We start from the raw sequence: 11704 nt of genomic DNA, 5'->3' as shown, positions 1-11704 counted from the left end.
TCCAGGTGTTTTCCTTTTCTTCTTCTTCTGGTACAATGAACGTAGCTCATGGCTCCTCCCTGAACAATGATTTGGTTTTGCACCCTTACATTGTATCAGAGAGCCGTGAGCTTTTCTTTCACTTAATTCTACAAGTTGCCTCCCTATTCTAGTAGCTTCTAGAGCCTGTTTCCAGGGCTTACTTAGGCCCCCAGCACCTCCCGGCGTGGTTTGAAGCCAATTTCATCCAAAAGCCGTAGGTAATCTTGGGGAGTGATGGCCGATACGGGCTTATTCAGGATAGCCACCAGCAGTGCCTCCATGACATTGGTTCCGAAAGAACGCCCTTCCAGATCCGGCGTGGTGGTGATCAGTTCCCTTACCCGGCGCTTCCGGAGGAACTCCACATCCTTGGGGGTGATGGTGTTGGTGATGATGATCTTGCCGCTGAGATCATCGGGCATGTACTTGCGGATCTGGTGGTAATCGCCGGCGATCACATCGGCCCAGGCGTAGAACCGTTCATACTTCTTCCGATCCGGCGCCTCTTCTTGCTTGTCGCCGATGGGATAGAGCCAGTGGAAGGGGAACTGCACCACAATAGGGGCAAATACCGCGGCCACCCGCTCCAAAGCCTTCAGACTGTAGAGGGGAATGGGTACACCTAAGGCGAACATGAGATCGCCGTAGAGCACTTCAGCTCCGGTCTCCTGCAGTGCTGCCGCCATGCCGAAGCGGTCCACCCCGCAGGTGAGCAGGACCTTCTTGCCCCGAAACATGCTGGGGTCTTCCTCAGCCAGAGTCTCAATGGCCTTCCGCTCCAGGGTGTTCTTCAGCCCAGAGCCGTCCACAATGGGAGTAACCTGCGGGGCCCTGGCGATCTGCTTCGCTTCCCGTAAAATGTAGCGCCGGCGACCGCCCCACAGGTAGAGATCGATGCCGCCCATCCCAAAGGCAGCCACTTTCCCGTCCAACTCTTTGATGATGGCTATGGCCTTTTGGATGTCCCCGTCTGTGCCCATGCGCTCCAGGGAGAACTCCTCTCCGAGTACACGCACCACCGCTTTGCTATCCCGTTTGGATGAGCCTATGCTGACACTCACGATCCGTTTCATCGGCTACTCCCCTTTAATCGATGTGATCAGCTTGCGCAGCCTTTCGGGGCTGAAGTAATGGTCCGCCTGGATGGGCGAGGTGCCCAGGCACTCCCCCACCACTTTCTCCCCCAAAATGGCCTCGGCTAAGCGGATGCGCATATCGGACCCTATCATGATCACGTGATCGAAGGCACTCATCTCCACCATCAACTCCATGAGCCAGTTGAGCAGGCTCCTCCCGTCAAAGGACTCAATGAGCTCCCAGCGCTCTGCGTCCGTAAGGAGCAGCGTGTAATCCACGCCCAACTCCCGGCACAGTGCCTTAAGCTCCCCGGTGTTGCTCAAGGGAAAGCCGATCACCGCCAGGCTGCCCCCTTTGCGGACCTCCGCCAGGCTCTCCAGACGGGAGATGAACGAGCGATCGCAGCCGACCCGCTGGGCCACCTCCTGCTGGGAGAGGCCAGAGATCCTCAGCTCAAAAATGCGGTCGATGATCCGATCCAGCTTGGTCCGGTTGAGCAGTTTATCCCCTATGCGAAAAAAGCCGCCCATGACATCACCCGCTCTTGTGCACACATTGTACACAGACATTATAACACGCCCGGAGCGGCTCTACAACAATTCTTTTAACAAACGCTCCACCTGCCCTTGGGTTGTGGCGGTGTTCAGCTCCTTGCGCACAGGCGCGGCATAGGGGATGCCCTTTAAGTACCAGGCGAGATGGGGCCGCATCTCCCGCACAGCCCGCTGTTCACCGTCGTAGGCCACCTTCATCCGCAGGTGGCGCAGGGCAACTTCGATCCGCTCCTCCAGCGTTGGCCCGGGAAGCAGTGACCCTTCAGTGAGATACGCTTTGATCTGCCGGAAGATCCAGGGATTGCCCCGGGCCGCCCGCCCCACAGCCAGATGATCGCAGCCGGTTTGCTCCAGCATGGCCTGGGCGGTTTGGGGGGAGACGATATCGCCGTTGCCCACAATGGGGATGCGGCTGCGGGCTTTAATTTCACCGATCCATTCCCACTGGGCCTGTCCGGAATAGAACTGCTCCCTGGTGCGGGCATGGACAGTGAGCCAGTGCACCCCCGCCTCTTCCAAGACTTGGGCCACCTCCAGGCAGTTTATGCTCCCTTGATCCCAGCCCAACCTGATTTTTGCTGTGACGGGAATAGGCACTGCCTGGACCACTGCTGCCGCAATCCGGCCCACAAGCCGCGGATCCCGCAGCAGAGCCGCACCATCGCCGTTTTTCACCACCTTGGGGGTGGGGCAGCCGAAGTTCAGGTCCAGCATATCGGGGCGCACCAGATCGTAGACGATCCTGGCGGCCGCGGCCATCACCTCGGGATCATGGCCGAAAAGCTGGATGGCGCAGGGGCGTTCAGCTGAGTGGATGGTGAGCATGTCCAAAGTGCGCTGATTTTTGTAAACCAGCGCCTGGGCGGAAACCATTTCACTGACAACCAGGTCGGCACCGTGTTCCCTGGCCAAAACCCGATAGGGCAGGTCAGTCACCCCTGCCATGGGGGCAAGAAACACTCCCACCGGTACCCCTCCTTCAACTTACCTAACAAAAAAGCAGGGCATTCCCTGCTCTTTGTCTCTCTCGCTTTGCGTTTGACTAGACTGCCTTACTCCTGATCCAGATTCCACCTGGTGCGGAAGCGCTCAATCCGGCCACCCTGGGTGGTTACAACCTGGCGCTGGCCAGTGTAGAAGGGATGGCACTTAGAGCACACCTCGACCCTGATCTGCGGCTTGGTGGACCTGGTTTCAAAGGTCTCTCCACAGGCACAGGTTACGATGGCTTTGTCATACTTGGGATGTATACCAGCTTTCATCTACTTCTTCACCTCACTAACCGAACTGGCAGAGCCACAGCACATTATAACACAGCTCTGCCAGCCTGGCAAGAATCTAACCTACTTCAAATAGTTCTGCGGGTTAACTGGATTGCCGCGATGGCGGATCTCAAAGTGTACGTGGGGGCCTGTGGAATTACCAGTGTTGCCGCTGTAGGCAATGATCTGACCCCTGGTCACCGTTTGGCCCACTTTCACGTTCAAGCGGGAGTTGTGGGCGTACCGGGTTTCCACGTTGTTGCCGTGGTCAACGATGACCAAAATGCCGTATCCTCCGTTCCATCCCGCAAAGGTGACCCGGCCGTCAGCCGCGGCGCGCACCGGGGTACCGGTGTTCACGGCGATGTCCAAACCATTGTGCATGCGGCCCCAGCGCGGACCAAAGGGTGAAGAGATCCGCCCCGTAACGGGCCAATCAAAGGCCTTCTGCAGCTGGCCATTGATGATCAAGACATCTTTAGGCCGCAGCTGAGTTGCCCCGGGGATGATAATCTTGGTGTTGGGCATGATTCGGCTGGGATCCGAGATGTTGTTCACCCTGGCAATCTCCTCCAGGGCCACCTGGTAACGCTCGGAAATCTCCCACAGACTCTCACCCGTGGCGACTTGGTGCAATACCCCCTGGACAGACAGGATGTTCAGTTCCTGGCCCACCGACAGCATATTGGGGTTTCTCAGCTCGTTGGCTGAGATGATCGAATCCACCGATACCCCATAGGCATTGGCGATATCCCACAAAGTCTCCCCAGGATTGACCTTATGCACAAAAATGGTGGGTTTATCTTCCTTCTTCTCTTCCACCTTAGGCGGCGCAGCCACTGGCGGTGTCGCCACCTGGAGGGCTGACTCTGCCCGGGAGGGCGCAGCCGCGGCTGACCCCTCCGCCTCCTGCTCAGCGGGGGCGTCCAGCACCGCTACCTGGGGGCGCTCAACCGACTGGACAGCTCCATCGAGGGCGGCTAGGGTTTCCGCAGTTGGTGCAGGTTGTCCGAAATCATCTTGGGAGTCAAGGGTGTAGAGGTACTCGTCCACATTGATGTAAATCAGACTGTCCAGATCCCAGTCACTTCCACCAATGTGCATCCTGGTATCGACCTGGCCTAAGATTCCGAAGCTGAAGATTACTGCAAAGAACAAGAGTATTAACCCTTTGCTGCGGACAAACCGCCTCCTCATGTCCAATCCTCCCTCGACTGGCAATAACCTAATGGGGAAACTTCGACGCCAACCAACGGTTTCCCTTCACTTATTCCTAACATTTTCGGCGAAAGGTGATGAAATGATCAACTCCACAAGTTCCTGGTTGCTCTTGGTGTTGATCACCCGATCCAACAACAAATCCATGGTTTCCGCGGGTCCCAGGGCACTCATCACCCGGCGCAGCATCCAGGTGGCCTCCAGCTCTTCAGGGGTTAGGAGCAGATCCTCCCGCCTAGTGCCGGAGCGGTAAATATCTATGGCCGGGAAGATCCTGCGCTCAGCCAGCTTGCGGTCTAAGTGCAGCTCCATGTTGCCCGTACCCTTAAACTCTTCGTAGATCACTTCGTCCATGCGACTGCCGGTATCCACCAGGGCGGTGGCAATTATGGTCAGGCTGCCCTGCTCCTCAAAATTGCGGGCTGCCCCAAAGAAGCGCTTGGGACGGTGGAGTGCGGCGGGATCCACCCCGCCAGAGAGGGTGCGCCCGCTGGGGGGCACAACCAGGTTGTGGGCTCTGGCCAGGCGGGTGATGCTGTCCAGGAGAATGACCACATCCTTGCCCGACTCCACCAACCGTTTAGCCCTGGCCAGCACGATATCGGCGACCCGCACGTGATTTTCCGGCGGCAGGTCAAAGGTGGAGCTGATCACTTCTCCGCTCACGGAACGTTCCATATCGGTAACTTCCTCCGGCCGCTCGTCAATGAGCAGGACAATGATCTCGGTATCGGGATGGTTCTCCGCGATGGAGTTGGCCAGCATCTTTAAGACGGTCGTCTTACCGGCTTTGGGCGGGGAGACGATCAGCCCCCTTTGGCCAAATCCCAATGGGGATAATATGTCCATGAGCCGCATGGTGTAATTCGTCGGGGTTGTTTCCAGGTGGAGACGCCGCTGGGGATAAATGGGCGTTAGGTCGTCAAAACACGGGCGTTCGGCAGCCAGCTCGGGATCGGAGAGGTTGATGGCCAGCACCTTCAAGAGTGCGAAGTACCTTTCCCCGTCTTTGGGTGGACGCACCTGGCCTAAAATCTCATCCCCAGTGCGCATGGAAAAGCGCCGGATCTGGGAAGGAGAAACATAGACATCATCACCACCAGGTGTGTAATTATCCACCCGCAGAAATCCGTAGCCCTCGCTGGTGATCTCCAGAATCCCGCTGATAAACAGCAGGTTCTCCTTCATGGTCTCATGTTTCAAGATCTCGATGATCAGATCTTTCTTGCGAAGCCGCTTAAACCCGGTCAGACCCAGGTCCTTTGCCAGTTCCTGGAGCTCAGCAAAGGTCTTTGATTCAAGCTCTGCAATATTCAAGCGTTCACCACCTTCGACCCCAGGGCCGGGCCGTTAGGCACGCCCGGCACTTCCAAAGAGCCTGATTTTCGCCCTCACCGTTTCCTTCATGGCTTCACGGGCTGGCCCCAAAAGCTTACGGGGATCGATTTCCTCAGGTTTAGTGCGGACCACTTCCTGCACAGCCCTGGTGAAGGCCTGCCTCAGTTCGGTGTCGATGTTGATCTTGCAGATCCCCAAGGAGACTGCTTTGCGGATGGCTTCATCGGGTACACCGGATGCTCCGTGGAGCACCAGGGCGACATCGACGGCCTCTTTGATCTTAGCCAAACGCTCAAAGTCCAGCTTGGGCTCGCCTTTGTACACGCCGTGGGCTGTACCGATGGCAATGGCCAGGGCATCCACCTTAGTGCGTTCCACAAAGTCCGCGGCCTCTTGGGGATCGGTGAAGGTAGCCTCCGCGGCCTCCACGGAAATGTCGTCTTCCACTCCGCCGATCTTACCCAATTCCGCTTCCACAGACACTCCGCAAGGATGGGCCACGTCCACAACCTTTTGGGTTATGGCGATGTTCTCCTCATACGGCAGCTGGGAGCCGTCGATCATCACCGCGGAGAACCCGTGGCGGATGCACTGGGCTACCTGGCTGAAGCTGGTTCCGTGATCCAAATTGAGGGCCACAGGCACTGAGGCCTTTTCTGCAGCAGCCTTGGCCAGGGCCGCGATGTACTCAATACCTGCGTACTTGATGCCCCCTTGGCTGGCTTGGAGGAAAACTGGAGACTTCTCTTCTTCCGCTGCTTCGATAATTGCCTGGATGATCTCCATGTTGTTGACGTTAAAGGCGCCCACAGCATAGCCACCCTGCTTCGCCGCTTGAAACAGTTCTTTTCCGGATACTAACACTTTCCGTAGCCTCCTTGTGAATTTGGTTTCAGGTTTGCCAGAGCAGCTGCCCCAAGGCAACCGCTGAAGGAACTTACTCTCTGGGTGCTGATTCTGAAGTCATCTCCTGCGGGAAAACTGTGGAGCGGAAACCGCCACGGTGAGGGGTGAAAAAAGGTTGAAAGCAGGCACAGGAGAGGATAGCCTCTCGGGGCGGGCGGGCTGCCTCGGACCCCGGGAAAGATCCGACTATCGCGACCTATACTTCGTCACGCGGTAGGATTTTCCTTCGATATCACTTGCGATTCCCAAAGATATCATAAGCAACTAACAATCCGTCCTCTTCCTGCACATAATAGTTTACCAAAATCAGGCTCACCAAGCCTTTGGTGTTGATCCAGCACAGGACATCTTGGTAGGCACCGGCGGCCACGGGGCGCAGGGAGGCCAAGGCCACAGGCTGGTCCTGGCGGAAAACCCTACAATCCTCTTCGACCGCCAGGAGCACTTCTTCTCCGCCGCAGGCTATAACCAGTTTATGTTCTTCAGGCAGAACCTGCAGCACCTCCCCGTGGACCATTTGCCACTGGCTACCCTGGGCCCAGGCCCCGGCGGGAAGAGCCAGAAGCAGCAGAACCAACACCCACACTCCACTGTATTTTTCCATGAACATGGCGCACACCCTTTCTAGCCAAGAGTATGCGCCGAAAAATTCCACCTATGCAAAATAGCTGGGTTTAGTTCTCCCTCCGGAAATCATCTGGCGACAGGTTCTCGAGGAAGGAACGGAACTCCTCCAGCTCAGGGTCTTCCTCCTTGGGTACCGTGATGGCGTGGGGCACGATCTTCTCGTCTACGAAGATGGACGCGCCGGCCCGCAGAGCCAGGGCAATGGCATCGGACGGTCGCGCATCTACCCGCACCGTTTTGCCCCCCTGCAGGAAGTGGATTTCCGCGTAGTAGACATCATCACTGAGGTCGGTGATAACCACCTTGTCCACCTTGGCGCCCAAGGCCAGAGCCGAGCTGAGCAAGAGGTCGTGGGTAAGAGGCCGCGGCACTTCTACGTTTTCTAGGACAACTGCGATGGCGTTTGCTTCAGCGGGGCCGATGAGCAGGGGGACGTACGATTCTTCCGCCTCGTCACTGAGGATGACCACAGGAAACAGGGTCTCGCGATCTATGCCCACTGCTTTAACTTTCATGCGAAGCATAAGCACACCTCCTAGTGGTTAACCCTTCTTGTTATCCAGGATGGCCTGCATGAAGCCGACAAACAGCGGATGGGGCCGCGTCGGTCGGGACTTGAACTCCGGATGGAAGAGCGTTCCCACGAACCAGGGATGATCCTCAAGCTCGATGATCTCCACTAACCCCTCGGAGGAAACACCTGCCACCCGCATGCCGGCGCCGGCCAGGCTTTCCACATAATCCTGATTGATGGTGTAGCGGTTCCGGTGCCGTTCGTACACAACTTCCTGGCCATAGCACTGCTCACTGCGTGTGCCCGGCAGGATCTGGCAGGCATAGGTCCCAACCCGCATGGCTCCTTCCAAGCCCGTCACTTGCGGGTACCCTGGAATAAAGCTGATCACAGGGTGCGCGCAGCTGCCGAATTCCACACTGCCTGCATCTTCCAGCCCAGCCACATTTCTGGCGAGCTCGATGGCGGCACTCTGCATGCCTAAACAGATGCCGAAATAGGGGATTTTATGCTCCCTGGCATACTGCGCAGCTGTGATCTTTCCTTCCACACCGCGGGGCCCAAATCCTCCAGGAACCACAATTCCATCCAGATCTTTCAGCAGATCGGTTCTGCCCTCTTCCAGGTCTTCCGCTTCGATCCAGCGGAGCTCCACATCCACCCCGTGGTGGATCCCGGCGTGCCGCAGGGCTTCCGCTACGCTCAGATAGGCATCGGGCAGCGAGACATACTTGCCCACAATGCCCACGACCACTTTTTGGGACAGGTTCTTGATCACGGAGACCAGCTCCCGCCACGAATCCAGAGCCGCCGGGGCGGCGGTTAGATTTAGCCTCTCCAAAACGATCTCGTCTAAGCGGGCTTCCGCAAAACAGAGGGGAATCTCGTAGATGCTTTCCACATCGGGATTGGGAATGACAGCCTCTTCCTCCACATTGCAGAACAGGGCAACTTTGGCCCGGATATCTTCAGTCAAAGGGGCCTCACTGCGGCAGACGATCACGTCGGGTTGAATACCGATGCTGCGCAGTTCCTTCACGCTGTGCTGGGTGGGCTTGGTCTTCAACTCCTTGGCCGCAGCCACATAGGGAACTAAAGTGACGTGGATAAACAGGCTCGCTTCCCTGCCCACATCCATGCGGAATTGGCGGATGGCTTCCATAAAGGGCAGCCCTTCAATATCCCCGACGGTGCCGCCGATTTCCACCAGCAGCACATCGGCTTCGCTTCGTTCCGCCAGTGACCAGATGCGGTCTTTGATCTCGTTGGTCACGTGGGGGATGACCTGCACCGTGCCCCCATCGTAACCGCCTTTACGTTCCTTGGAAAGGATGGACCAATAGATCTTACCGCTGGTGATGTTGCTCTCCTTGGTTAAGTTGGTGTCAATAAACCTTTCGTAATGGCCTAAGTCCAGATCGCACTCGCCGCCATCTTCCGTGACGAAGATTTCCCCGTGCTGAAAAGGGCTCATGGTTCCTGGGTCCACGTTGAGGTAAGGGTCAAACTTCAGGGCGCTCACTTTCAGGCCCCGGCTTTTCAAGAGCCTCCCCAAGGAGGCCACCGTGATGCCCTTTCCTAAGCTGGAAACAACGCCTCCGGTGACAAACACAAACTTGCTCACGCCTGGTCCTCCCTTTCCAACTCTCCTTCTGCCCGGTCCTCAGCAGCTCGTTCCTGGGCCAGCAGATCGTATTTGATCATCAATTTATGGTAGAAGCAGTTTTGCAGCAGGGCCAGGAAACTGGCCAGGAAAATCAACAGGGGAGCCGCGAACAAGAGACTGAGGGCAATGACCAAAAGGCTCATGATCACCAGCAGAAAACTGGGCCAGGGATTGTCCAGCACGATCAAGGCCGCTTTTTTCAAAGCCCCGAACACCCCCGCATTCTGGTTGACCACAAAGGGGAAGACGAACTGGTGGATGGCATACCACAGGACAATACCCCACACCCAAAAACCAGAAAGGACGATAAACAGCTTGCTGGGGTAGTTGGCACTGAACCAGATGTTGAAAAACAAAATGCCGAAACCGATGGCGCCCAAGGCCGCCAGGATGGCCCCCCGCAGGAAATAGCGCTTAAAGCCGAGCCAGAGATCGGCCATGGTGGTCTCTTCCCCCCGCACCACCGCGTTCATCCGGTAGTGCACCGCGGCGAAGGCACCGCCGATGGTGAGGGGCGTACCCACCAAGACCAAGATGAAAAACCAGTCGTTCTGCACGGGAAGATAGGTAAAGAGCAAAAGCAGGAAGAACCCTGCGGCAAACCAGATCAAGTTGGTGGCCATCACCTTGCCGATATGTTCGTAGCTCAGCTTGAGGGCCTGCCAGAACGTCCGCAAACTCTCTTTAAAACCCATACGTCACCATCCTCACATCTGTTCCGGGGCATCTACACCCAGCAAACCCAACACTTTCCTCAGCACAGTCCGGATATTGGCCACCAGCACCAAGCGGGCATCCCTCAGGGATGGTTCTTCACCCAAGATATGGCAGTGGGTGTAGAAGGAATGGAACAGGCCCGCCAGTTCCAGGGCGTAATTGGTGATGCGATGGGGTTCCCGCAGCAGGGCCGCTTGGAGCAGCTCTTCCGGCAGGGCCGCCAGCTGTTTGAGGAGATCCAGCTCCGCTTCGTGCTGGAGCAAGCTGAGATCGACCTCCCGGCAGGTGGGCACGGTGATCCCCTGCTCCGCAGCCTGCCGCAGCACGCTGGAGATCCGGGCATGGGCATACTGCACGTAGAAGACCGGATTCTCGCTGGACTGTTCCACGGCCAAATCCAAATCGAAGTCCAGGTGGCTTTCGGGACTGCGGTGCAGGAAGAAGAAGCGGGCCGCATCCTTCCCCACCTCGTCCACCAGATCCTGCATGGTGATGAACTCACCGGCCCGTTTGGACATTTTCACGGGCTGGCCATCCCTCAGCAGAGCCACATACTGCAGGATCAGCACTTCCAAGGTGTCGGCGCCGTACCCGAGGGCCTGGATGGCCGCCTTCATCCTGCCAATATACCCGTGATGATCGGGACCCCAGATGTTGATCAGCTTGGTGAAGCCCCGCTGCAGTTTGTTGTGGTGATAGGCAATATCAGCGGTGACATAGGTGTAGGAGCCGTCGCTTTTGACGATGACCCGGTCTTTGTCATCGCCGAACTGGGTCGATCTGAACCAGAGGGCTCCTTCCTCCTCAAAGAGCAGGCCCTTTTCCTTTAAGAACTGGATCACTGCCTCCAAGGCGCCTGCTTCATGCAGATCACGCTCCCGGAACCAGAGATCGAACTCAACCCCGTAAGCCGCCAGGTCCGCCCTTTGCATCTCCACCATCTGATCTGTCCCCCAGCGCTTGCAAAAAGCGATGCGCTCCTCATAGGGGAGATCCAAGAGGTCTGGGCGCTCTTCTTGCAAGACCTTAGCTAAGTCTATGACGTATTCACCGGGATAGCCATCTTCGGGAAAGGGATAGCTGGGATCCCTCAGCTGCTGATAGCGGGCTTCCAGGGAACGGGCGAAAACATCTGCCTGGTTGCCGGCATCATTCACGTAAAATTCCGTATGCACAGTGTGGCCCACCGCCCGGAGCAGGCGGGCCAGGGTATCGCCCACGGCGGCGGCCCGGGCGTTGACCACATTCATGGGGCCCACGGGATTGGCGCTCACAAATTCTAAAAGCACCTTTTCCCCGGTGCCGTAGCTGCTGTTGCCGTAGGCCTCACCCTGCTCTTCAATGGCCCTGAGGGTGGCGTACAGCCAATCATTGCTTAAAAAGAAATTGATGAAACCGGGGCCGGCCACCTCCACGGCGCGGATTACGCCGCCTTGGGGCAAGTGCTCCACGATGATTTCCGCTACCTCCCGGGGCGCCTTGCGGGCCGATCTGGCCATCACCAAAGCTATGTTCGAAGCGAAGTCGCCGTGCTGTTTGTCCCGGGGCACTTCCAGACCGATCTCTGGTACCGACTCCACCTGCAGCTTGCCGCTGGCCCTGGCCGCATCGATGGCCTCCCGCAGCGCGGCGATCAGCTGCTGCTTTTGCTCTAACCACACACTCATCTCAGTGCCCTCCCTAACTAAAGAAACTCCCCCATAGGAATTCCTATAGGGGAAAAAACCGGCTGTGCAGAGCTGCACTACCATTCTCCGTTAGTATATCACTTGTCCGTGTAATGTACAACCACTTTTTAGCCCCG

The 11704-nt window shown here is 57.3% G+C and carries 12 protein-coding genes; all 12 read right to left on the bottom strand.

The features are described 5' to 3' along the window. Nucleotides 1–182: 182 nt before the first annotated feature. Nucleotides 183–1094, bottom strand: coding sequence for a quinate 5-dehydrogenase (locus tag ACE4YL_RS07760; RefSeq protein ID WP_461358114.1), 912 nt, complete (start codon nt 1092–1094; stop codon nt 183–185). 3 nt (nt 1095–1097) lie between these two features. Then, nucleotides 1098–1628: a helix-turn-helix domain-containing protein gene (locus tag ACE4YL_RS07755; RefSeq protein WP_461358113.1), complete on the bottom strand. Its 531-nt coding sequence runs from the start codon at nt 1626–1628 to the stop codon at nt 1098–1100. A gap of 60 nt (nt 1629–1688) precedes the next feature. Beyond that, nucleotides 1689–2618 (bottom strand): tRNA dihydrouridine synthase DusB, encoded by a 930-nt coding sequence (dusB, locus tag ACE4YL_RS07750; RefSeq protein WP_461360381.1) that lies wholly within the window; start codon nt 2616–2618, stop codon nt 1689–1691. An 86-nt stretch (nt 2619–2704) separates the two neighbouring features. Next, the gene (gene rpmE, locus ACE4YL_RS07745) at nt 2705–2914 is read right to left on the bottom strand and encodes a 50S ribosomal protein L31 (RefSeq protein ID WP_461358111.1); all 210 of its coding nucleotides are present in this window, start codon (nt 2912–2914) and stop codon (nt 2705–2707) included. A gap of 81 nt (nt 2915–2995) precedes the next feature. Further along, the gene (locus ACE4YL_RS07740) at nt 2996–4111 is read right to left on the bottom strand and encodes a peptidoglycan DD-metalloendopeptidase family protein (protein WP_461358110.1); all 1116 of its coding nucleotides are present in this window, start codon (nt 4109–4111) and stop codon (nt 2996–2998) included. Between the two features lie 66 nt (nt 4112–4177). Further along, nucleotides 4178–5449: a transcription termination factor Rho gene (gene rho, locus ACE4YL_RS07735; RefSeq protein WP_461358109.1), complete on the bottom strand. Its 1272-nt coding sequence runs from the start codon at nt 5447–5449 to the stop codon at nt 4178–4180. A 33-nt stretch (nt 5450–5482) separates the two neighbouring features. Further along, complete coding sequence (locus tag ACE4YL_RS07730; protein WP_461358108.1) at nt 5483–6334, bottom strand: class II fructose-1,6-bisphosphate aldolase; 852 nt, start codon at nt 6332–6334, stop codon at nt 5483–5485. A 274-nt stretch (nt 6335–6608) separates the two neighbouring features. Then, nucleotides 6609–6986, bottom strand: coding sequence for a hypothetical protein (locus ACE4YL_RS07725; protein WP_461360379.1), 378 nt, complete (start codon nt 6984–6986; stop codon nt 6609–6611). Nucleotides 6987–7050: 64 nt separating this feature from the next. Further along, the gene (locus tag ACE4YL_RS07720) at nt 7051–7527 is read right to left on the bottom strand and encodes a bifunctional nuclease family protein (RefSeq protein ID WP_461358106.1); all 477 of its coding nucleotides are present in this window, start codon (nt 7525–7527) and stop codon (nt 7051–7053) included. Between the two features lie 18 nt (nt 7528–7545). Beyond that, nucleotides 7546–9141, bottom strand: coding sequence for a CTP synthase (locus ACE4YL_RS07715; protein WP_461367267.1), 1596 nt, complete (start codon nt 9139–9141; stop codon nt 7546–7548). Next, on the bottom strand, nt 9138–9878 hold the full coding sequence (locus ACE4YL_RS07710) for a YesL family protein (protein ID WP_461358104.1): 741 nt from the start codon (nt 9876–9878) through the stop codon (nt 9138–9140). Before ACE4YL_RS07710 ends, ACE4YL_RS07715 begins: the two co-directional genes overlap by 4 nt. Nucleotides 9879–9890: 12 nt before the next feature. Continuing rightward, a complete protein-coding gene (gene argS / locus ACE4YL_RS07705) occupies nt 9891–11567 on the bottom strand; it encodes an arginine--tRNA ligase (RefSeq protein ID WP_461360378.1) in 1677 nt (558 codons plus the stop codon). Nucleotides 11568–11704: the final 137 nt, after the last annotated feature.

Source organism: Candidatus Darwinibacter acetoxidans (genome assembly GCF_041936445.1).
In the GTDB taxonomy this organism is placed as follows: Bacteria; Bacillota; Limnochordia; order Darwinibacteriales; family Darwinibacteriaceae; genus DTU010.
This window is presented reverse-complemented; position numbering and strand designations above follow the sequence as displayed.

Bases quoted from the DNA above. Each gene is read 5' to 3' on its own strand.
- ACE4YL_RS07760 (WP_461358114.1), bottom strand. From the start codon at position 1,094: ATGAAACGGATCGTGAGTGTCAGCATAGGCTCATCCAAACGGGATAGC.
- ACE4YL_RS07755 (WP_461358113.1), bottom strand. From the start codon at position 1,628: ATGGGCGGCTTTTTTCGCATAGGGGATAAACTGCTCAACCGGACCAAG.
- rpmE (WP_461358111.1), bottom strand. From the start codon at position 2,914: ATGAAAGCTGGTATACATCCCAAGTATGACAAAGCCATCGTAACCTGT.
- ACE4YL_RS07740 (WP_461358110.1), bottom strand. From the start codon at position 4,111: ATGAGGAGGCGGTTTGTCCGCAGCAAAGGGTTAATACTCTTGTTCTTT.
- ACE4YL_RS07725 (WP_461360379.1), bottom strand. From the start codon at position 6,986: ATGTTCATGGAAAAATACAGTGGAGTGTGGGTGTTGGTTCTGCTGCTT.
- ACE4YL_RS07720 (WP_461358106.1), bottom strand. From the start codon at position 7,527: ATGCTTCGCATGAAAGTTAAAGCAGTGGGCATAGATCGCGAGACCCTG.
- ACE4YL_RS07710 (WP_461358104.1), bottom strand. From the start codon at position 9,878: ATGGGTTTTAAAGAGAGTTTGCGGACGTTCTGGCAGGCCCTCAAGCTG.
- argS (WP_461360378.1), bottom strand. From the start codon at position 11,567: ATGAGTGTGTGGTTAGAGCAAAAGCAGCAGCTGATCGCCGCGCTGCGG.